A 23892-nucleotide genomic window follows, 5' to 3' on the forward strand; every position below is an offset into this window, starting at 1 on the left:
GCCCTCCTTTATTTCTGTGTTCTACTCATGATAGTGAACGTTAAACTAGCCAATTCGCCAGCGGTGAGCGTACCAGATTCAACTTTCTTCACCCAAACTTCTGGACTATTGATGACTGGTTCGCCATTAGTACCAATGACTTTGTTGTACTTGCGTACACCATTAATGATTTCATTTTTCTGCCATGTTTCCATTTTCATAGGCTCATCATCCTCATCTTTCTTTTCAATATTTGACCAAACCCAACTACCATCACTAATCTTACGAATATTAGCATCAGTCCACTGTTCAGCGTATTTAACAGCATCAGCATACGCTATGAAGTCTTTAAGATACTTATTGCCCTGATATACAGCGTAAAGTGGTTTAGGCGGTTCTGTAGCTTGGCAATCTGCCAATTCATTAACAACATCTTGAATGAACTGCGCCTTACTGATACCCATGATCTTCAACGCATTCTTGAATGGGTCTACCTTACGATCAGGGTCAAGTTCATCATGACCAACAATTTTCTTGCGAGGGTCAATATTAAACTTGTAGCAGAGATACGCATGATACCAAACATAACGCTTGTATGCTTCTTTATTATTGATACTACCTTTTTTGTTTGAATAGCAAAGCTCAACACCAATAGCAACATCATTTGCATCTGCACCAAACAGCTTGTTATCTGTAGGTACGTTGTACAATACATGCCAAGCCTTCTCTGGTGCGCCTGTGGTTGCAGGAATGCATTCGATAATATCATTGTGGTCAATGAACGTATGTGCCGAAGCAGATATTTCATTACGAGAATTTTCGTAGTATCCTACATTTCCTTTGGCTGTACTTCCATCGTTCCCTGTGTCGTGAGACACAATAAACCCAACGTATGGCATCTTAATACCAGAGCGCCTTTTAGAATTGGGTGTAAGGTACTGCTTCTTGATATCGTATTTCATCTTGAATGACATACCATTACCTCCTTTAATATACTTTCTTTGGCTTCCGAAAAATACTTACGGAAGCCTTGGTTCTCGCCTGTCTTCTTGCTTGTGTTCATCATCTAACTGTGGTACATTCGGGTCATCGTCCTCGCCTTCACGCTTGTACGTGGTAATTTGCTCAACTACCTTCATGCCTGTAAATGCTCCCAATTCATAAGTGAGTAACATAAGCATATTTCCAGAAATATCACCAACTGCGATTGCTTGATACAAAGCAACACCTAACGTAATGAAGAAAGAGACGATGATTGCTGAGATTTTTGTTTCATCAAACGACAATCCATCCTTTACCCACTTCATCACCCATCACCCATCCCTATCCCTAAACAATTGAAGTTCTGTACGCAAATCGTCAACCTTAACTTGTAGACGCTTGTTCTCCAATGTCAATTCCAGATTGATTTTATGAAGTTGCGCCACTTCTTCGCTCAAAGTCCTGATTTCCTCTCTTGCTCCTTCGAGGTCTGTTTTGTATTCAGTGATTATCTCCCTTAGCTCCTGCCTAAAAATCTTTTCATCTTCTGATAATGCTTTTCTGTCGCTCATAGTTATGTCTTTTCTGTTGGTATTCTTTGTCGCCCATAGCGTGCCAAGAGATCCTATAATTGCAGTTATTGCAGGAACGACAATTTGCATAACCTCTGGTGTCATCGGGAATCACCCCTTTTCTACAAGAAAAATAGTGTCACTCCCTCTCTTTATATAAAGTGATGAGAGTTATCCAAGTTCGATAAATCGACAACTTACAAAAAATAAGGGAATGTCTTTTAGACATTCCCTTATGGTATTACAGAACTACTTCTGTAGAGCCTGTGAAGCCATCACTCTTCGCTTTGAGAGCGGTGATAGCTGTCTCGATGCGTTCTTGAACTGTGTCGGAGAAGGCATTCGCTACATCTTCTGCTTTCGCACCATACTGCGCTTGCGTAAATACGCGAGTAATTGGGAAATCAGTTGGCAAATACTTGAACGCATCACCAATAGTTGCTTCTGCCGTAGTGCCACCCTTCTTCTTCAATTCGCCACCGATATTGATGGACAATTTTCCGAAGTCGGAGAACAATTCTGTTTCTACATCCTGTACGTCAGCGATAGAAATAGCAACCTCATAATTGTTGCTTGCCAACTTCTTATCAATAACCAGTTTCATATTATCAACCTCTTTCTTCGTCATAATTGGGGGAGTCACTATAGAAAGTGTTATTGAGGGTGAATATTCTCATTTTTTCACCATCAATGTTTTACTGCATTTTTCATCCTATCATTCTGAATAAAATCCAGATTCAATTTAGAGTTCTTAATGAAAATTATATAGCCCTACAGCTATGAGCTATAGGGCTATCTTTTACATTATGAAGGCATAACCTTCGTCATCAACTGGCATTCTGATTGTAAGCGTTGTCGGCATATCGCTTGCCCACCATACTCGTACATTCATACTTGATTTGATCTCTTTAAACTCTCCATATGGAATAGAGAGACTACATTTCAAGTAACCAGACAAGATGTTAATACTACCCTCAATCGCACTCGCACCAATAACAAATACCTTGGACTGTAAATCATTTCGATGTGGAACAATAATTTTGGATTTGATCTGAATGTGGTCATTTCCCCTTACGTTAATATTTGAGTCTACTGAACTAGAGAATACGACACTTAAACTACAATGTAGAGTATCATTGCTGACGGATAGACTACCGCCAATTTCATCTTCTCTGTATCCTCTGACCACGAACGTCGAATATAGATCATGTCTATGCAAAACAAAGACACTACTTGGCATGTCAGGCTTAGATACGCTAATGCTACCTTCTACCTCACTGTCGTCTAATTGTATGACAATAATGTTAGATGGAACATCTTCTCTATTCAGAACGTATACGCTCGAAATAAGGTCTGGAACACCAACAAACATCGAACCATCGATTTCATTAATGTCTGATCTTCTTACTGTGACGTTCGATTTAAGATCGTCATCATCTGTTTGAGTTACAATCACACTACAGAATACGTCTCCCTGATTAATGAACAAACTTCCCCAAATCGAATCTTTGTCCTTAATCTTGATGTTTGATGGTAGGCTTTTGTCAATGTTGTAGAACGGAACTTTCAAACTCGACTTTAAATCACTTCTATAAAGAACGAATGTGTTTGAAGGCATGTTACTGTGACCAAAGCTACTATTCACAGGATTGTAGTATTCAATTTCTAATACTGGTCTTACATTGCTAATACTTGCTTCTCTAGCGTAGAATTGTAAGTTCTCATGTTCATGTTCGTCAATGAACTTCAAAAGCAGTCCTTTATTTACACTTGGATCAAGATACCATTCATTCACAATATCTATGATGTCAAACTCAACATATCCTACAGTCTGACCTATTGAACTCGTTGTCACCAAGTCGAATGTTTCCTCATGGTTTTTCCATGTGACACTTGTTTCATTCCAGTCAAACTTATTCTTAAAAGCACCAACTCTATAATTATCTGTTTTGGCTATGCTATTATACAACTTCATTTTAGCCTTAGTAATTATTTGATCTTTTGGAAGAGCGCTAATATCGAATTGCACCAACGAACGATATAACTCATTGAATACAGTTGAATAACCAACAAGCATCGACTGTTCAACACCGTAGTTAAATGTTGGCGCTCCTTCGCGAACGAATGCATCTTGAATAGGATTAAATCCTACAACTGTTCTTGGTGGAGGTATTACATCCACTATACCTTGCGCTCTATTGTAGAACGGAATTTTGATTGTGGAAACCAACTCTGATGTAACTTTAACGACTACACTAGATGGTATTGAAGAATATGCTACTGGCGTAATGTTCACTCGTCCTTGGGCGCGGTTGTACAGATTTACATATAGATTAGATGATAAATCAATTCTATCTTTAATATATAAAGATGAATAAAGCTGTGATCCGTACACTTCTTGGACACCTATCAATTCAAGTTGACCAATGTTAACGAAATTAAAATAACTTTCCAGAACTACCAATCTATAATATCTAAACTTTTCGGCAGGATTCCCTAGTATTGTATAACTTCTAACTTCGTCTGTTCCCCACGAAGGTTCATTTGTTCTCTTGTCAATTTCAATCCAATTAACTTCATCATTACTAGCAAGTAATCTGAAAGATTTAATAACTCCGTTATTTGTAAATGCAGAAATTTTATACGAAGAAATATACTTTTCATTCCCTACTCCATAATCTATTTGTATCCATTCTCCTGATGTTTTTCCAGTAGAGGTCTGCCAATAGCCCGAAGTGGATTTATTGAATGCTCTCCACGCATAGTTAGTACTACTAAAAGATGATGCAGATATAACGTAAGGTGCTGGCGTATTATTAGAAGTCATTGCTGGTATATCTGTAAAGTTATCTTTAATAATAATTACACTTGTACCCTTTACGTTAATGTTACTCGTTAAATTACTTCGATGTTTAACATAAACCTTAGTTTCGATTTGTGATCCATATACTGTTGTCGGGCCAAATAGTTCCAACTGATTTACTGTAAGCATTCTATCGGCTTCTCCTTCAATAATATGTAGCCTATAGAACCTAAATTTTTCAGTTATACTTCCCTTATCAACTTTATAAGATCTTCGCTCATATGCTGTCCAACCAACTTCATTCTCTCGGCTGTCAAACAAGTACCAGTTTATCTCATCATTACTAGCAAGCAAATTGAATTTCTTGGGTGCATTCTGTGTGTTGCTAGGAAATTTAGAATGTGTAATTGCATACGATGACACAAATTTCTCATTTCCAGAGCCATAATCGATCTGTAACCACTCATTATTTTTCCCTGTAGATATCCAGCAATCATTAACAACATCAACAATTTTGTCAAAAGCTTTCCATGCAGGATACGAATAAGAGTAAACCGATGATGCCTTTGCGACATACGGAGCAGGAGCATTGTCTGCTGTCATTTTAGGTATTTCAACATTGTAGTTGTCATCAAAGATTATAAATGTGGCTCCACGAATGTTTATGCTACCTGAAATATCTTTTCTTTGTGGTATTATAATACTAGACCGCAACTGAGATGCCATATGTGGAGCGTTTTCATAGTATTCTATCTCTGCTATATTGAAATTAGTAGGATTATATCCGCTATGGAATGTAAGTCTATACTTAGTATATCTATTTAAGTTTATAAACTCATAGCTTCTCTTTTGTCCATCACTCCAACTTGGTTCATTAATTCTCTCATCAAGCAGTTTCCAATCGTAACCATTGTTACTTGCATGGAGCGACCACGATTTTGGCATTGATGAGTTATAATTAGAATTTGAAGTTTCAAGATTGAATATTGCATATTTGTTGATGATCTTTCCATTATTGTCACCAAAGTTAAATGTGATCCATGGTTGAAGTTCTGGAACAGTATATATTGCTCCAATTACCTCTCGCCAAATATAGTTATATTTTGAAGAAGAACCATCAAACGCCTTATATGCTTCGTAGCCAACATTATCCCCAAAATTAGACGTCACTTCATAATTTCCGTTTTTTGACGAAGACATGTTTGGTGTAACATCAATGTTAGTATATCCTGTAGGATTAAGGAGAATATTGTTTTCACTTCGAATAGTCATAGATGATCTAATATCGCTGTTAGATCGAACGTTTATAGAACCTGCAACTTGATACCCATATCCTTCACCAGCAAGTAGAAAACGAATTTCATACATACTATCACCGTAAGGAGTGTTATAGCTATTAAACACCAATTTATAATATCTGTACGGCAATTTATTCGTTTCTAAATCTAATCTTTTTGAGAACTTTGTAATATTGCCCATATTAGGTTCTCTGCTGAGAGTTACCCAATTTATATCATCTGTACTGCCTTCCAAAGATGCATCAATAGGATAATATATACCACCTCTATAATACTCATACCCTGCGATTGGCTTATTATTATCTTCTCCTAAGTCTATCTTAACCCACGAGCCATGACCTTGTACTCTCCATGCAGTAGTATTTACATTTGTAGCATCTCCATCAAACGCATAGTAAATAGGATTATTTGTTTCATTAACACTTCCACTAGCTGTTAATACATATGGAGAAGGAGTTGTATTAGATGTCATTATTGGATGAATTGTAATATCAGTAAGCTTTTGATTTGGAATAACAATATAACCATCATCTAATGAGTGATCGTTATCAAAGTATAAGTTGAAGCTAGAGAATCTAGGAGTATTAATATTTGTGGTTTCGATATATGTTCTAACTTTCAGCTTTGCATTTGACAAATCTGTTCCAATCGGAACTCCACCAATTGACCCGAGTAGCTCTAAATCATGCCACGAACCCCAAGTTGAACCGCTATCAAGAGAAATAGATGTTTGTACCCATGCATTTGTTCCTAAAGGCAAAAATTGATTCCACGTTGCATATGATCCTTTATAAACACCAGCACTAGAGATGTCATGTATAGATTCACGATAGCCTTTGTAGAGCTGACCAAGATAAACTTCCCCTTCATATACAGATATAGGATATGGATCATTTCTTTTTGCTCTAAATCTAACATATCTTGCAAGCGTCCCTTTAAAGGTATTTAGATACTCATCCTGTCTATTTTCTCCATTCCCTACCTCTCCTAACGACACAAAGTTCGTACCATCTGTACTTACAAAGGTTTCAACATAATGAGCATTTGAAGCACTAAGACTAAATCCAGTCCAACTCGTTCCACCAATCATAGTTGGACTTCCAAGATCAACAGTAATATCTTCTAGCATAGTATTATCATATCTAAAGAATGCTGATAAAGCCTTGATTCCATCCGTAAACATTTTATCCCCTGCATCAGCAGTCGTTAGTTTTGAGTTAAGAGTCTTTGTATAAGGTTTATTTAAAGCTATATTCTGCTTATTCTTGTTATCAATCGTCAGTACGCCTTTGTCATCAACAATTAAAAAAGGGTCACTAAAGTAACCCTTTTGCATCTGAACTTTTGTCTGCTCATATATTCTAAACATCTACACACGCCCTCTCATTGTATTGAGATTTTATATTATTACGCTTCATTGTACTTCGCTGTCAGCTCAAACATTCCACCCGCCAACGACTGATCGGTTGTGGTTATTTGAATGTAGAACTCAACAGATTCTTTTAGATTTAAGGAAACTGTTCCAAAATCCAAATCCTTTTCTGACACAAATGGTGATTCAGTTTTGCTTAAAACTACATTGAAGTTAGGATCATTATTGTCGTTTATCAACCGAATATCTTTAACTGCAAAATCATTGTTATTTTCAAGAAGAACTTTCTTTGGAAGACTATTTGTTCCTGCAATCATATTTCCAAAGTCAATCAATAGTATTGTTTTCCCTTTATTGTCAGAGTAGTAATCATTTGTTAGAGGGTCTTTGAAATATACATTATCATGTGGGTCATGAAAGAACTTATAAATAACCAAGGCATTATTATTGGGATCATTGCTATTGTCTAATGTGAAATAAAGATACTCTCCATCATCACTGAACCCTAATGCTCTGCATTGAGCAACACTAGTTTTTTGTTCTTCATAATGTTTACTTTCAATTTGACCATTAAGTTTATCGAATTTATAAATGGTGAAAAGTGGAGCGACTTTGTTGCTAACCGTTTGATTTACTACAAGGAAATTTTCCTTTTTAGATAGAGAAACATTCCTCACGGTTATATTTTGAGATAAGATTAATGAATTTTGAGCTATTGGCACACCAAAATCCCCTGTATCAGCGTCAAACGGACATACAATGAGGTATGGGCTTTGTTGAAGTGCAAATATAACAAATTTTTCATCTTCGGTTAACGCAAAATCCATAATGTAATTATATGGTATGTTGGCAGGTGCTGTTTCTGCTCCAACTAATCCGTTAGTAAATGTATGAAGCCTGAACCATGTGGTTGAATCCGTCAAATTGGATTGTATGTGTAAAATAAACTTACCGTTTTTTGTAACAACTGTTTTTAAAGGTCGATAGCCACCATAGAAGTCAGACACTTTTTTTAGTGTCCCATTATCGTAGTCAAATTCGTAAGAAATTAAATAATAGTTATTTGCTGCAAGTACATACTTTCCATCTGGTGAAAAAGAAATCGCTGATACAAAATCAGAAGAAGTATATGTTTGAATATCATAGTCTTGCGTTTTTTGTTGAACCTATATATATTAAACGCAGAATATCCTCCATATAAGAAATACTGGTCATCAGGTGAAAAACAAACTGCATATTCTGCTCTGCTTCCTGGATATCCTTTTGCCGACATAGGCATTTCATCAATCCTTTTCAGTTGATGGTTTAATTTAAACAACTGTGATTTATTTCCGTTGTAAGTGCTTATTGCAAAATACTCCCCACTATGAGAAAATGTTGCACTCTTAATTCGTGTTATCAAGTTGCTAGTAGCCATAACCTCTAAAGTTGGGTCAATTGCAATCGGATAATTTCTAGCTGGATTCTCTAGCCATTCGTAAGGAACGATTATCTTTAAGCTTATAACGCTCCCATCTCTTTTCACCTTATATCTACACTTTATACTTTCATGTTCATTAATCTCGTATGTGATTGGTTCTGGCAAAGTGAAAACAGTCTCATCATTCTCATTCTTAAAAACGATACTTCCATACGTAGTAAAATCACCTGTTTGAATTTGATCGTTTACAAACATCGAAATCTCTGACGAGAAGTCCATTTTTCCATCTACAACAAAACCAATATCCTTTCCAATTAATGAATCATCGTACATTGGCAAAGTATTTAGAATAGTGTTGTGTTTCAGTTTTCCATAATCAACGACAAATTCCTCATCAATGCCAGTAACGCAATCTCTATAAACAACCTTATTTACATCGACCACATCGGCAACAATGTCATTGACTCTACCAAGCCAAAGTTCATTTTCATATTCATCTTGAAATCCAACACCAAACGGTGTCCATTCAAAATATCCTTTATCAGTAACAACCTTTATCGGAGAATAATCACAAATATGATCTTTGAAGTAAGTTTTAATTGAGTTTGTAGTATTTTCATATTGATAAATAGGATTAACACTTGTTCTCACTGCCAGATCAATTGTCTGCTCATTTCCATTTTCATCTATATACATCGGAATAGGAATGTCTATAGACTCTTCTATTACATTAATGCCTAACGTCATAATCTATACCTCCTATTGAATAATCCAATTTATTTCCCCACCAACATCAGCAGTCAATGGTGCTTTAATTTCTTCAACAACTCTTCCATTTTTACGAATCTGAAATACACCATCTAAATCTTGATCTGCAACGAGCCAGAAGTTCATGTATACTGGTTGATTGAATGGAAGTTTGCAAATCGCCTTAAAATTAAACTTCACATCGTCTATCACAAGTTCAGATTTGTATCCGAAATTAAACTGCGTGATTGTACTTGTGCTTCCACCACTTCCACCCATCAAATTAATTGCGGCTTCTGCATCTTTATAGCTAATTAGATCGTTGTACATTTTTTGCTGTCCAGTAATCCAATACTCTTTATCTCCAACCTTATAGACAATCTCAATCATCTTTCCTGCAACATTGAAGTAGCCACCAAAAACCTCATAGCTTAATTTCATATTGTGTCCTACTAGACTATAGCGAAGCATCTGTTTCCGCTGAATGTTATAGTAGTTATTTTCTTTTTTGTTTGAAAGTCAAACTCAGAAAGATATGTTCCATCAATATATTCTGCAACCCAAATAAAATCTTGTGCTACTGGTGATACTCTAGGTATTTCATACATCATTTTACATTCCCCCATTGTATTGAAGTTGTGAACAACAAAAAGCCCAACCAGAATTAGTTGGGCTTTTTTACAATTGTTAATTAGTTATACTGATAAGCAACACGAGTCAAGAAGTCTACATTCCCTGCTGTAGCAGTTGGTGGAATATTTGCATGTAATGTAACTTGGGCAAAGTTTCTTTGTGTTGCTGTAGTTGCTACATTTCCATCATTAACATCACCATGAATATAACTTGCAGAAGCGTTACCGCCAGCCTTGATTGCTTTTGTTGTAGTACCACCGATAGCAGTGAAGTTATTTTCCTGCATAGTGTCAACTTTAACTTCGATCCACTTGTTCAAAACCAATTCACCTGTGTTACCACCAGTAGCATCTTTAGTTGTAATTGTGCAGTTGAACATGTCTTGTACAGGCGTTGTTCCACCGCGATTGTTCCAGATGAGGAAAGTAGTTGGCTGTGAAACAGTACCAGCATCTACAGTCTGAACATCCCATCTCGAAATTGGATTAGTATTCGTAATATCGTACCAAGTAACTTTAGGTATTGCCATAATAAAACACTCCCTTTATATAATAATGTCAATTTGGATCGTGATGCCTTTTAGCGTGTCATCCACATCTGTTACATTAATGCGGAAGAAATCACCTTCGAGAACTTTGTTGTTTATAATTTTATTATTTGTACTTTCTTTAGCATTGGGATCAATGTCAAAGCTTGCACAATCACTCCAAGAGTTCCCACTTAAAAAATCTGATTTACTTACCTTCTCTATTAAAGTCTTTGTTGTCACTGAATTTCCTATTTCTGAGCAGTAAGCATAGACTTTCTCGATTTCACCATCCATTGGGAACTTAATTATCGGTTTCTGTATTCCAAGCTGAAATTGAGGTAATACAAAGAGAATAGATTTCCTGTTTAGCTTCTGATGCATTTTAGTGAAATCCTCTTTCCTCATCAATCCATTAATCTGATCGTTTACAACTGGAATAGATCCACCAGCATAATTATCAATCAAAACCCATGCCTTTGTGATAATCCCATCGTATCGATAAATATCGCCAGTAGATGTAACCATAACCCTATTACCATTAACAGGGTCTGGATATGTTTTTTCGATATCATCATATGTTGGCACAGGATTGAGATAAAGCATAATCGTTGAGTTGTACGCATCGATTGCATTCTCAGTAGCATCAATAGCATCCTTAGTAGCTTCTTCTGCGATCTGAATTGCTCTATTTGTATCCTCTGTTGCTTTCTTTGAAGCAAGAGTCGCATCGACCATTTCGTCTCGAACCTTTTGATAGTCTGAAATTTTTTCATCAACATCAATCATCTTCTCGTTTGCTTTTTCGATGATGTCATAGAGCGCTTCTGCTACATCACCATTTTGATGGTATATTCGGCTCGATGGATACATAATCAAACCCTTACCAAAATAAGAGACATTAACATTCAACGTTTCTTTAGATGGATGAAATTCTATAATGCCTGTGGAATAAATTACAGAAAATTCATCTTCTGCGATACTCTTCTTTGGCAAGCCATCATAGTTAATTTCTTTCATCCCTGCGATCTTAACCCTAGCAGTTCTATCAGGAATTTCAGCAAGAACAACTTTATTCTCAATAACCATCAAGTATTCATTCAGCGGAATGAATGGATCATCTACTGTTCCCTTGCGCCATCTAATATGCATAGGATCTAAATATCCATAATTAGAGTATGGCATTCATATCACCTCCTTAAAATCATCCTCCAATAAACACGTTACTGCTACTTCCCCCATTGATAGTTGTTCTCGTCTGAGCATGTGTTGTCACTGTTGAACCACTAATAGAAACTGACTTTCCACCAATAAATACATTTTTTCCATTCCCACTTGAAACCCTTCCATTTGCACTACTGTGATTTCCTCTTACGTTGAAATAATCGGAATGAGGAATAGAATAAGCATCCTGTTCTCTCGTACTATCTCCTTGTAGTACTGGATTGGAGCCATTCACGAAAACTCCATTGGAAGTGGCGTTACAAGTGCCATCAATGTCAGCACTGGTAGAGTAGCCATAGTAATAATCATACCCACCAACACAATCACCATCTGAATCTGTGTGATGGCAACTATCCCACCGTTTCCAATCATAAGTGATATGACTTGAAGCAGTACTTCTTGCGATTGAAGCATTATTTAATGCTACTCCTGCCATCCCTTATTCACCAACCTTTAGAAAGTAAAGACCACTAATCACATGATTAGTGGTCTAGTATTCTTGACTTATTTTAATTTATAATTACTTTTTGTAGACAGTGATCTTTCCACCATCGTCGTAATCCATCGTATACAACAACTCATCATTACTGTTGTAATAATATCCAACACCAATGTTTTCATTGTTTTTCGATGTGAAGATTAAATAACTTTCTCCGTAACCTAAATCTTTTAAATAACACTTAAACCATCCTTGCTGTTTACCATCTTTAAAAGACCCTGTGCTACCATCTTTAGTGTAAGGTTCTACATAGACGCTACCATCGTTGTTGTATATTTTACCATTCCCATTAGGGATAAACTTTTCTCCCTTTAGAGTGCCATCACCTTTATAAATGTGAACTGGACTAATTCTAGTTTCCCCTATAGTGTTTCCCTCGATAATAAGATCACTTCCATTCGCATGCTTTTTGTTAATAGTTAGTCCTGTACCCTGCTTACTAACGTAATTTGCTGGAACATAAGTGACTCCACTCTCAACAATCGCTGGATCGGCTGTTTGCTTAACTCCATTGATCGTTACTGAACGTTCTCCTGACTTAAAACTAATAGTAAGATCATTACGTTTACCAGTAGTTTCTTTAGTTTTTGCGTCATATGAGATTTCAAGAGAAAGAGCAGAGAAAATGTCTCTAAACGGTACATATGTTCTTCCATCTCTTACAAACCCCGATATTTCCTTTAGTTTTTCACCAGCAACAAAAACTGTTACTTTAGTATCTGTGCTTTTAGCAAATGATTGACCTGATGCAACTGTCATCGAACCGAAAATTGACATCGTTGCTATTGCTAAAATAAGTATTTTTCTTCTCATCCTCAATTCCCCCTTATGTTATGCATGTACTTATTTTACCACGCGAGGGAATTGAGAACAATGAATAATTTGTTAATTCAGGTCAATTCTTGTACTACTGATTTTAATTCCGCTAGGTGTCATTGTAATAGTAGATGATCCACAAACAAATGTTATTTTCATGTCAGATTCAACCTTTACTTCGCCACCAACAGTATAAACTTTCACAGCATCGGTCTGAGAAAAACTTAAATCAACAGCTCTGATATTACCTAAGTCATTAGTGTATCGGAAAAATAATCCAGTATTATCTTTCTTTATTGTACCTATATTCCCACCAACGCCATTACCTTGACCAAAAACCATCTCAGGATAACTATCGCCATTTCCTCTTCTTAAATGTAACATAAACTTTGTTATATCGCTTTTTGAAGAGTTGCCAGTATTCAGCTTTATGAAATTATTTCTGATATAAACATAGTCTTGGGACACACCATTTTTTTCAACAGTCTTCAAGCTATTGACCATAAGATCAGAAATGTATCCATCAGTTTCTTCATCGAGAATCAATTCGCCATCCATATCAGGCTCAATAATCAGCTTTCTCGCTCGAAGTGTTCCATCGTTATGAATCCACAATCTTTTATCATTATCTACATCAATAGCAATTCCTTCATTGGCATTCAAACGGATTACTTCCTTGTGTCTTCCGTAAATTGTGATACCTTCTTTCCAGTCAAAAACGATTGCATCACCAAGTTCAGCATCAAGGATTCTAAGTCTCTTCGTACTCATGTCTTCTGCGAACAAGTTGCCATCAACGTCAGCATAGAAAACTTTATACCAGACAGGAGACTGTGCTGTGCCATCATTTCGTTCAATTTTGATTCCATAGGTAGCATTGAGAGTTGTTTTATTCATCATGTTACCTCTGGTAACTACAACACCATTCTCAGCGTCTATGACAGTGTTATTGTAGTTTCGTCCCAACTGCAAAGAAGACTTCTCTAAGAAGTCTGCTAGTTTCGCTCTTGCACCTTCATAAGCTTTGTAGAAGTCCTCCCATTTTGCATGGAAGATAAACCTTGTTGAATGCAAGTCTCTAACAATATGTGTTGTTTCGTTCATATTAGCAAATACAGGATTCATATATGAAGTCAATGCGTTATAAGTGCTGGTAAGTTGATCTCCTGCACTAACTAGTTGATTCTTTGCATCATCCAAACCATAATATGAAGAATCCCTGTCATTATAAATAGTCGTTACGTACCTATTTATTTGCTCTTTTAGTGCAACGTATTGTTTTGTAATACTCTTATATTGATTAGCTAAATTAATCTTTTCTAATGACGTAATTACATCATCGAGAATGATAGAGTCTAGGATAGAAAAGTCAAAGTTGAGTGCATCTGCATCTAACAATACATCGCCAAACTTAGTTTCGATACGTAAACGCTTCGCTACCAAGTCCTCTGCAATGAGCGTTCCATCCTCATACGAAGAGTTGCCAATTGCACCATAGACTTTATTTACCCATCTACCTTTCTCCCATTTTTGCAAGGCTAGTCCATTTGTTGCATTTAGAACAGAACGATACTTTCCATCGTTACGTAGCGCAATGAATCCATATGATCCAATAACAACATTATTGTAGAACTCACCCATGTTTAGACCAGAATAGAACTGAGCATCTTCGATCATGTTTCTCAGGTTCTTCTCTTCGTCATAGTAAGTCTTAAACTTCAAGATAAATTCTGCTCTGTCTGGAATCTCACTTGTTTGATCTGTCTTAGGTGAGTTGATATTGATGTTCAATGGCTCTCTACCAACAATATCTATATATTGGCTCATATAATCTAGCAAGTCGTGATAGGCTTTTGTTAGTTCTTTCGTGGAGTACAAGTCGATTGTGCTTGGAGTCTTAGTGAAAAATTGGGCACTCATATCAAAATCGTCATCGCGCTGAGAGCGCTTATACTCTTCTGCCTGTTCAAGCATCCGATGATATCCAGATTCAATCTTGTACAGTTCTGTGATGATTTGCATCTTCTCCATCGTAGTAAGTTTGTTGTCCATTACGATTGTGTTGAAGTCTCCGATATCGAGATAATTATTCTCTGAGTCTATAATCACATCGCCAACATTATTGACAACCTTGATATTTTGAGCAACCATATTAAGTGAATATAAAGTTCCATCTTTCGGGTCTGCCCACAAAATCTTTTCCCATCCATCAGGATGTTTGTTTGTATCAGTTGTTGCTCTATCTATTACGAATCCTTCGATTTGATCTAATTTCACTCTCGTAACATCATTAAAAGACCACAGCCCGAACTTATCTGGATTCTGATCGACAAGACCAAGCTTCATTACAAGTCTTCCATTACGATCAAAGATTTCACCTTTGGAACCTTGGAATTTCAGGACACCATCTTCATCTTCAAGTGCTAAGTTTACACCCATGAAGATTTTCCCATAGATTCGTTCGCCTACGATGCCAGTAGAAGTAATAGCATGTTTCCATGTGTTACCGCCATCATTCGTAATGGCAATCATCGAATTAAGACCTACAAGGTAGTTTTTAGGGTCGTTAGGGTCACGAATGATAAGACCTCTATCAGAAATCTCAATTACTTGATCTTTTGCTCCCAAGATTGCTTGCTTATTTGCATCCCAAACGTTATTGATGATTTCATTAATTGAGCCTTTGTTCTCCATTGCCAAATCCCATTTCCAAGAATCAATAGATACTTGTGTGGATGTGCTATAGGATTTATACAACATATCAAGGAATTTATCTTTGTTCGCGTATAAGTCTTTGACATTGCTTACTGTAATGTTGATTCCAGAACCTTCAAAGTCGTATTCTATTTCAGTTAGCTTTGCCTTGAAAAGAACTTGCAAACGTTCATGTTCGATATTGATCGTATCGCCAAGACCTAGCTTGTCCCAATTCCGTTGTTCCGTAATCATAGACAGGAAATTTGCGATATCAACTTTAATCGTAATCTTCTGCTCTTTGAACTCGTTAAATGCTTTAATCCCCTCTGCCAACAAGTCTTTAGGGTCTTCAATATTAGAGTCCTGCCATTCTTTCTCTATGATGTATTGATTTCTCTCCGCAAGTAGTTCTGCTGTGAAGTTATTTCTTACATCAAGAAGTGTTTTTAGTAAGTCGATTTCATGTAAAACACCTTGTGCATTCTGCTCTTGAACAATGATTTCGGCTTCCTTCATTCTGATTTCTGATTCTTTTGCTTTGATTTCTATCAACTTTGCATTAAGTTCAACCAACAGTGCATCGCGGTCGCCAATAAGAATCGTCTTATCTTGGAAAGTGTTATCTGCATGGTCAATATCATCATTCATCTTTGCGATACGAGTGTTTAGAACATCTCTCTCATCAAGGAGAATTTTTAACTCTGCTTTCAATGCGGTAAGTTCATTTCTCTTTACATTCAGAACTCCATTAAATGCCTCTCTTTTCGCTACCAATTCAGCAAATTTATCCTTATTCCCTTGCAATAAAGCATCATACTCGATGATTGTATGGCAAAGTTCATCGGACATATAATCACTGTGGTCAAGAACATCATGCTCTTTGTTCTCTACGATAACATTACTAATCTCAAATGCTTGACTATCACTATAGAATCCGTATCCACCATATTCATGTGTACTATCTTTGGCGCTTATTGCAAGGTGATTATCAATCCACACTTTGACGCTATCGTTGTAGGCTTCTATAGCCATGTCATAATGAACATTCATGCTCCATCCATCAATATGGCTAGTCTTTGCAATCAGTGTAGACACTCCATTTTCAACCTTATAAATACGTAAATGGTCTGCACCCCAACCAATGCCACCATTGATCTTTCCTGACTCCCAACCAACAAAGTAATAGTTTTTAGCATCCTGACATCTTACAACCATACCCATTACCTTATCGCCACTGGTTGCCTTTAGCGTAGATGTAACCTTGTAGTTTCTATCAGAAGTTGCAGAAGCATTTGCGATTAATGTTTTGCTGTTCGCATTACATACAAGAACTCCGTTTCTATCTGCCCAATCGGAAGCAGTATGCTCCCAAGAGTGTTTAATATCTGTACTGCTGTAATTTTTCATAGAGTATTTTCGAACCTCTTGATACGGGTAGACGAAGTAATTGAAGTCTTCGATATACGTTGTACCAGTTGGGTTAATTTCTCGAATAGATATATCTTCTTTGCCGTACATCTTTAATCTAGTGATAATTTCTTCCGCATTATCGTCTTGATTAAGCTGTTCAAGATACTTTCCATACCTAATCTTAAACCCCTTATTCAGACCAACCAAATCAGGCTTCTGGAAGCTTACAGTACGTTTTAATGTGTCCCATACCACCAAGGCGTTAAACGTCTTAGCCACCTCAAAGACTTGTTCTAAGACGGTGCTGGATGACACTTCAAGCCCTCGACGTTTCAGATCAAACTCAGCATCTACATATCCAACTTTCCAAATCGTATCAATCATAATTTCGTTCAGTATTTCTGTAGCTGTCTTTGATACTGCTGTATAATCACGAAGAATTTTGTCATTCATCTCGAACCCTAAAGATAGTGCTTGAATTTCCAATTCTTCACCGCTGTCCTTGCCACTTTTGTTTAAATTCGTGATAACGAAGAACTCTGTGTAAGAACCCAAGACAAGCTTAACAAGATATCTTCCTTTAATCTTGTCTGCATTTTCGTTTCGATTTATTGAATGATGCTTTTCAATGTACATAGGCAATGTAAAATTAAGTTCATTCAAAGTACCAAGCTTCTGACTAAATCGAATATTGTATGCTTCACTCATCTTAGAAATTGATTGTTTGTTAGGCTTACACATAAACAACTGTGGCGTAACTGGTTTCCTATTAAAATCAATGTCGCCTAATCTCAACATTATGAAAGCACCCCCATTTATCCTTGTAGAGTCTTAAACTGACATCTTATATCAAGATCGAACTCTCCCTCGCCAGTCAAGATATTCTCTCCCACCTCTAATTCCAAAAAAACATCATTATGACTGTCATATCTATATGTCAATGGCAAATCTGTCATAATGTCTTGATTTTCACAATCGATATATACAGTTTCATTATTATTCAATCCTTTAAACTCCAAAATTTGTCCATTCGACTCGTTTATAATTCTGACATCTCCGCTAGAACTTCGTTTTTTATCCATAATTCAGGCTTGCAAACAACATCGCCAAGATTATTAATTAAGAATCCACCACTTAAAGATGCAGAGAAGCTAGAAAATGTAGGGCTATTCCCACGGATATAACTCATCTCAACCTTATATTGAAATTTGCAGGATTCAAGATTGTAAAAATCGTCAACAAATAATCTGTCGTAAGCTACATCATTTATTTTTGTCCATTCTCCCCATGAAGTGCCATCGAAAGATAGCCTTACATAAACATTTACTTTTCCATCATTTGTATTATAGTTAAAATGAAATACAGATTCGTACAGTTCATACATAGATGAAACATCATACACAGGAGATATGTATGTTCCAACGTTTGTATACAAATCAGACCACTTCATAGAATCACCTCTCTATATAAAAAATAAAAAGCTATCTTTAAAAAGATAGCTTTTCGTATTAACCAATCACTGTTATTCTATACTGATCGAGCTTTGGTGGAGAACTAAAAATCACTCTGACATTATTCTTGTCAATAATCTCTGTCTGCACATCAATACTCTTCATTGATCCTGTTCTTTCTCTGACATTCACTACAATATCAATAACACCTAGATTGTGATTAACGACTATTTTATCATTTACCCCATCTCCAATTGTTTCAGAATACTTAGTTACCTTCTGCCCAACTATGCCAAAGGGAACAAATTCACAACTTGCACCTGATTCTCTCCATTGTGCTGTTTTATACACATAAAAAACTGCACCACCATCTTTTACTGTATCACCAGCAACCTTCTTCCAAACTGGCTCTGTAGAACCAGAAACACCATCGGTAATGCAACGATAATAATAAGTCATATCTCCGTTTGTAGGGATAATAATATCATTTATGTTATAATGATTATTTGGCTTCCACACTGTATATCCTCTATTGTCAAAAACAACTGCATTAGACATTGTATCAAATAAAGGTTCAGTTAATGTAGTTGTTCCAGATACAATGCACTCATAATAATGACCATTGTTTTTATCTGGCATTACTTTCTCACCTACTTGATAAGTAGTTGATGCAAGCCATCTTGGAGCATAAGTGCCTGTACGAATATTTGTCCAACCTACGAATCCACCAATCTCAGACATTTGATTCCATATCTTCTTTCCTCTTTGATACTTAGTGCCAATGACAAGATTAGAAAGAATATTTGGTACAGTCTCATCATAACTATCGTCAATTTTCTGCATATTCTTTGATAGTTCATCAATAGTATATTGAATATCATCATCAACGCGCGGCTGATAAAGACTCAATTTCTTTGTCGGCATTATAAATCACTCCATTTCTTACCTGCAAATGATCTCCAAGTTTTAACTGTTGGTTGAACAGTCATTTTTCCGTTCACGACTTTAATATCAGTCATACTTCCTGTCCCACTACTAAAAGTGTCTTCTACAATGGTTTTTGTTATTTTTGAACCGTTGAACTCCATTTGATTTCTTATATATTCTGGCGTATATGAATATGCATCCTCACATCTCATTTGGAGAGTTATATAACCTTGCTTCCATCCATTATGAATAAGTGTAGAATCGCCATCGACCATACAATAGAAAACTCGATTTGGGTTATCAACTGTGTAAAATGGTTTGTAGTATGGCTGGAATAGCCATCTAGCAACCTCGCGGATTTGTCTTTCGGTGTAGTTATTTTCGAATGCGAACGTCAATTCAAAAGTAAGAGGTTCCATCTCAATAGATTGAAAGTATGGTTTATCTCTTCCTGCCACCTTAGTCTCCACGATACTTCTTGATGGAAGGAACGTTTCTTCAAACATTCCCCCATCAATTTTGCAGTTGAGAAGACCCATGTCTACCGAGTGAACACCATCGTATGAAAAGTGAATACCCTCTAGCATTAGAATCGTCCTCCTTTAGTACGCTTGATTTTGTTGATGATTTGGTCAGCAACAGTATCAGCAACTTTTCTATCTGCATTTCCATTAATGTTTACTTCAATGTTATATTCGTTGTGTTCTGTGTTCCCTGTAGAGGAAGCAACTGGTTCAGATGCTGTTGGAGTTGATAGATTTAAGAGAGAAGGAACAAACGACTTCATACGCTCTACGATACGAGCAGTATCAAGAATGTTTTGTGTTTGATCTTGGTTAAGAACAAGCTCCTTTTTGTGGAGTACAGCAAGCTTTCCTCCATCTCCACTCCAATCGCCTGTATAGCCACCACTTCTCAACTCGTAAAGTTTCTTACCATTTTTATACCAGCTACCATTTTTGTACTCTGCTCCAATGCTTTTACCAAGTTCTTGGTTAGCTTGATAGTACATATCACGTTCTGCATCTGTTTTAGCATTTTTCCATCTGCCACTATTTCTTCTCATCTCATCGATTACATCTTTATCGCTTAACTCATTGTTCTTTGGAGGTGTTGAAGTTTCTTTCAAGTCTCCATCTTTATTTTTTGTTCCAGTATTTGTTTGAGAGTCACTGAGAGATTTGATTTTCATGTCGTTAAGTTGTTTGATAGAATCAATAGCTTCTTTCACTTTTGTTGTGAAGTTCTCAGTAACTTGATCTCCGAGCAAGCTCATCTTAGAGCCAACGTTATCAGACCAAGTTTCGATTGTTTCTTGCATTTCAGTAAAGTTTCCTTCGAGAACTTTCTTACGCATTTCTGCAAATTTCTTCTCGTTAATCAACTCAGCTTCCCAATATTCCTGTTTCTTCTTAGCTTCTTTTTCGAGGGTTTCAACATAGTGATTGTAGTCATCCTCGTACTTCTCTTTCCTATTTTCCAACTTCTCTTTCTCAGCGTCCAAGTCATCTTCTAAGTTATTCTTTCTCAACTCAGTTTCTCTGTTATGTTCTAGTTCCGCGAGTTGCATTTCTTTTTCTGTTAACTGTTTAACCAGTTCAGACTTCTTGGCTTTGGCTTCGTAAGAATCGTCCATAGAAAGAAGGTCGATTTGCTTTTTCAGTTCATCAGCTTCTTTTTGAAGCTTAGACACATCATTATCATGTGTTCTTGCGGCTTCCGCTCTGTCAATCATTTTCATTTGTTTGGCATACGCTTCCTCTAAAGCCTTCATCTCTTTATCGAGTTGCTTCATACGTTTTTCATGGTTTTTAGCTTCTGCTTCGAGCTTATCGGCGTAATACTTTTCATCAGCCTGTTTCATAAGCTCCAATTGTTCTTTATACATATTGACGTAATCGTCAGCCATTTTTTTATACAGGTTTTTTATTTCAACATTTGAATCTTTGATTGCGTTTCTATTATCTCTTAACTTATCTTTCCAAGATTCAAGTTCGCTTGAAATTTTTTCTACAACTTCTTTGTTGTCTCTGTGTGCTTCAAGTTGGTCTTCCAAATACTTTATGTTACGTTCGATATCTGCTTGTTCGCCTTTACGCAAAGCGATAATTTGTTTTAGGTAGTCGATATGTTTACCCATATCCTTATCTTCTTCCAAATCGTACTTGATACTGTCTTGAATATCAGCAATCGCATCGGAATATTTTTTTGTTTCATCAGCCATTCTGTTCAACTGCTTGTCCAGTTCGGAGTTGATGATGAGAGTATTCATCTCATCAATCATCTTTGCCATATCCCAAATAGCCATTTTCTTTTCACGAATCAATTGGTTCAAATCTTCTATTTGAGAATTAGTAAGATTTTTGTTTGTTTCTTTTTCCTTCAAGAGAAAATCAAGTTCTTGTTTGTTGTACTTTTGTTGCTCTTGCATTATCTTTAACTTCTCTCTCGCATGTTGACGATAACCTTCTGTCGTTTCATCATAAAGACTCATAGCGTACTCTTGGTACGCAATATCATCTGTTAGCATCTCGCGTTGGATGTTGAAGAACTCAGTCATCGTTTGAACTTTCAGCATACGAAGTTCGTTAATTCTCGTAGCAACACCATCGGAATCAGAGTAAAGACCTCTCAGTCTGTCTTCTGCTTGGTCGATCTCCTGTTGAAGTTCAGCGGCAATCATTCTCTGTGTTTTGTTTTCATTTGCTTTAGGGTCAATACTAATCATGCCAGTTTTAAGGATTTTTTCTTTTTGATTTGGTCTTCCAATGAAGTAATTTCAGCATCAATAGCTTTCTTCTTCTCCATTGTCTGGTACGTCTCTTCATTAAGCGCTTTTTTGTAAGCGGTAGTCCAAGTACTATTTTCACTTTGAATCTTTTGTTGTTTTTCGATTGATCTGTTCAGACCATCAATACGTTTCTTGTACTTATCAACAACATAGATAGCGTCTTGTATTTCTTTCTCTTTTTTTCTTTATCTTCTTTAGGGTTTCCAGTAATGCTACCGAGATTTGCGCTCCAATCTTGTTCAAGGAACTTATCAATTCCAGCAATTGCATCTTGATAATCTTTCTTGTTCTTTTCATTTACTGCCGCTTTCTCTTCTTCTGCTTTTATTTTTGCATTCAATCTTTCCTGTTCTTTTTTTGCTTCTTTCTCTGCAAGCTCTCTAATTCCTTTTGGCGCTCCTATCAATGGGTCAAAACCATATGGCTGAGGTTTCGGGTCTTCCATAGGGTTTGTGCTTAATCCGTTTACTGTATTAAGAATATTTAATTTTTCTCTCAGAACTTTCATTTCACTTTTTGCCGCTTTGATATTTTCATTAGCTGTATTGATGGCTTCTATGCGTTCTTGTTTCATACGACGAAGATTAGCCTTAAATTCTTCTTCACGAATCTTAGCCAAGTCTTTAAGAGCATTTCCTGTTAGAGTAAGAACACCATTTTCCATCTTCATGTTCTTAATTAATGCAGGATGCTTTGTTACTAAATCCATAGTTGTTGCTAATGTAAGCTTCTCTCCATCTGCCAACGTTCTATATGCAGAATCAAGGTCGCTTAAATCACCAATCATAGAATGTACTTCGCCCATGACATCCTTATTAAATTCAAATGGTTTAATTGGAGCATTTTCGATTGCATTCTTTGCGGCAAGATGTTTTTTCATTAGCGCATCATAGACTTCAAGAATAGGGTCTTTTTTATCTACGACTGCTTCTTTAAGTTCTTCCAACTTAGCCTTCGTTAATTCGAAGGTTTCGTAGTTAGGTTTAATGATTTCATCGATCGTAATTCCTTTACTTTCAACGTTCTTAATTGCTTCATCGATATAATTAAAACTATCGTTGATCGACTTTTCCGCATCATTTCCGAACGTCTCCAAGTTTTCTTGCATATTTCTTTTCAGTTCTTCGATGAACACGAATTTATTGGAATCAGCGGAAATATTGTTTTTTCTTGTATACTGATTAAATGCGGTATCGATGAGTTTCATAACATCATCAGTTCCAGTTCGTAAAGAAGATTTCATCTTTTTATTTTCTTCTATATAGTACTCTCTCATTTTTTATTATCTTCGATAAAAACATTAAGAATATTAAGAGCTTCACTTTTGTTTTGCGCTTGTGGAATCAGAGATTTTAATGCTTGCATGGAAGTAAAACCATAATCTTGTTGTTCTTTTGACATTTCAGAGAACGCCTGTTGAACTTTATCATTAAATGCATTCAGTACTTCGAAATAGTTAGAATCGTTTATTTCATCAACTTCGTTTTCGAGGAATTTTTTTGCAACGCTTTGAACGTTTTCCATACCTTCCGATGAAGAGATTTGAGCTTTCATTTTCTGTATTTCTCTGAGTTTTTTGTTTACATCCTTAAAGCTTGTATCTTCCATAGTTTCCTTGAATTGTTCTTCTTCTTTAACCAAAAGGAGTTCTTCTTTCGCCTTAGTAAGTGCGCGAATCTCTCCTGCACTCTTAATAACAGCTTCGTTTTTATCATTATAGTATGAAATCAACTCTGGCATCTCTGT

20 protein-coding genes are annotated in these 23892 nt (G+C 36.3%); all 20 read right to left on the bottom strand.

Annotation, left to right across the window (positions count from 1 at the left end):
* Nucleotides 1–8 precede the first annotated feature (8 nt).
* Nucleotides 9–953: a peptidoglycan recognition protein family protein gene (locus PAV_RS30735; protein WP_005552411.1), complete on the bottom strand. Its 945-nt coding sequence runs from the start codon at nt 951–953 to the stop codon at nt 9–11.
* A 45-nt stretch (nt 954–998) separates the two neighbouring features.
* The gene (locus PAV_RS30740; RefSeq protein WP_040737415.1) at nt 999–1286 is read right to left on the bottom strand and encodes a hypothetical protein; all 288 of its coding nucleotides are present in this window, start codon (nt 1284–1286) and stop codon (nt 999–1001) included.
* A 6-nt stretch (nt 1287–1292) separates the two neighbouring features.
* Nucleotides 1293–1637 (bottom strand): hypothetical protein, encoded by a 345-nt coding sequence (locus PAV_RS30745; protein ID WP_005552413.1) that lies wholly within the window; start codon nt 1635–1637, stop codon nt 1293–1295.
* 136 nt (nt 1638–1773) lie between these two features.
* Nucleotides 1774–2136 carry a hypothetical protein gene (locus tag PAV_RS30750; protein ID WP_005552414.1) on the bottom strand — a complete coding sequence of 121 codons (363 nt, stop codon included), beginning with the start codon at nt 2134–2136 and terminating at the stop codon, nt 1774–1776.
* A 195-nt stretch (nt 2137–2331) separates the two neighbouring features.
* Nucleotides 2332–7002, bottom strand: a complete 4671-nt coding sequence (locus PAV_RS30755) for a DNRLRE domain-containing protein (protein WP_005552415.1) — start codon at nt 7000–7002, stop codon at nt 2332–2334.
* Nucleotides 7003–7040: 38 nt separating this feature from the next.
* Complete coding sequence (locus PAV_RS30760) at nt 7041–8012, bottom strand: hypothetical protein (RefSeq protein WP_005552416.1); 972 nt, start codon at nt 8010–8012, stop codon at nt 7041–7043.
* A gap of 41 nt (nt 8013–8053) precedes the next feature.
* Nucleotides 8054–9172 carry a hypothetical protein gene (locus tag PAV_RS30765; protein ID WP_005552417.1) on the bottom strand — a complete coding sequence of 373 codons (1119 nt, stop codon included), beginning with the start codon at nt 9170–9172 and terminating at the stop codon, nt 8054–8056.
* Nucleotides 9173–9184: 12 nt separating this feature from the next.
* A complete protein-coding gene (locus PAV_RS30770) occupies nt 9185–9613 on the bottom strand; it encodes a hypothetical protein (RefSeq protein WP_238555956.1) in 429 nt (142 codons plus the stop codon).
* 250 nt (nt 9614–9863) lie between these two features.
* On the bottom strand, nt 9864–10334 hold the full coding sequence (locus tag PAV_RS30775) for a hypothetical protein (RefSeq protein WP_005552420.1): 471 nt from the start codon (nt 10332–10334) through the stop codon (nt 9864–9866).
* A gap of 15 nt (nt 10335–10349) precedes the next feature.
* Nucleotides 10350–11516: a hypothetical protein gene (locus PAV_RS30780; protein WP_005552421.1), complete on the bottom strand. Its 1167-nt coding sequence runs from the start codon at nt 11514–11516 to the stop codon at nt 10350–10352.
* A gap of 19 nt (nt 11517–11535) precedes the next feature.
* On the bottom strand, nt 11536–11991 hold the full coding sequence (locus PAV_RS35110; protein ID WP_157267425.1) for a hypothetical protein: 456 nt from the start codon (nt 11989–11991) through the stop codon (nt 11536–11538).
* Between the two features lie 84 nt (nt 11992–12075).
* The gene (locus PAV_RS30790; RefSeq protein ID WP_005552424.1) at nt 12076–12867 is read right to left on the bottom strand and encodes a copper amine oxidase N-terminal domain-containing protein; all 792 of its coding nucleotides are present in this window, start codon (nt 12865–12867) and stop codon (nt 12076–12078) included.
* A 72-nt stretch (nt 12868–12939) separates the two neighbouring features.
* A complete protein-coding gene (locus PAV_RS30795) occupies nt 12940–17775 on the bottom strand; it encodes a phage tail spike protein (RefSeq protein ID WP_005552426.1) in 4836 nt (1611 codons plus the stop codon).
* A gap of 17 nt (nt 17776–17792) precedes the next feature.
* A complete protein-coding gene (locus PAV_RS37840) occupies nt 17793–18059 on the bottom strand; it encodes a phage tail domain-containing protein (protein ID WP_005552428.1) in 267 nt (88 codons plus the stop codon).
* The gene (locus tag PAV_RS30805) at nt 18017–18427 is read right to left on the bottom strand and encodes a hypothetical protein (RefSeq protein ID WP_005552430.1); all 411 of its coding nucleotides are present in this window, start codon (nt 18425–18427) and stop codon (nt 18017–18019) included. Before PAV_RS30805 ends, PAV_RS37840 begins: the two co-directional genes overlap by 43 nt.
* A gap of 58 nt (nt 18428–18485) precedes the next feature.
* Nucleotides 18486–19352 (bottom strand): hypothetical protein, encoded by an 867-nt coding sequence (locus tag PAV_RS30810; protein WP_005552431.1) that lies wholly within the window; start codon nt 19350–19352, stop codon nt 18486–18488.
* The gene (locus tag PAV_RS30815) at nt 19352–19942 is read right to left on the bottom strand and encodes a phage tail family protein (RefSeq protein ID WP_005552432.1); all 591 of its coding nucleotides are present in this window, start codon (nt 19940–19942) and stop codon (nt 19352–19354) included. The genes PAV_RS30810 and PAV_RS30815 overlap by 1 nt, the downstream gene beginning before the upstream one ends.
* Complete coding sequence (locus PAV_RS30820) at nt 19942–22083, bottom strand: coiled-coil domain-containing protein (RefSeq protein ID WP_005552433.1); 2142 nt, start codon at nt 22081–22083, stop codon at nt 19942–19944. The genes PAV_RS30815 and PAV_RS30820 overlap by 1 nt, the downstream gene beginning before the upstream one ends.
* A gap of 175 nt (nt 22084–22258) precedes the next feature.
* A complete protein-coding gene (locus PAV_RS30825) occupies nt 22259–23422 on the bottom strand; it encodes a hypothetical protein (RefSeq protein ID WP_005552434.1) in 1164 nt (387 codons plus the stop codon).
* Nucleotides 23419–23886, bottom strand: a complete 468-nt coding sequence (locus PAV_RS30830) for a hypothetical protein (RefSeq protein ID WP_157267427.1) — start codon at nt 23884–23886, stop codon at nt 23419–23421. The genes PAV_RS30825 and PAV_RS30830 overlap by 4 nt, the downstream gene beginning before the upstream one ends.
* Between the last annotated feature and the right edge of the window lie 6 nt (nt 23887–23892).

The sequence above is a fragment of the Paenibacillus alvei DSM 29 genome (assembly GCF_000293805.1).
GTDB classification, from domain to species: domain Bacteria; phylum Bacillota; class Bacilli; order Paenibacillales; family Paenibacillaceae; genus Paenibacillus_B; species Paenibacillus_B alvei.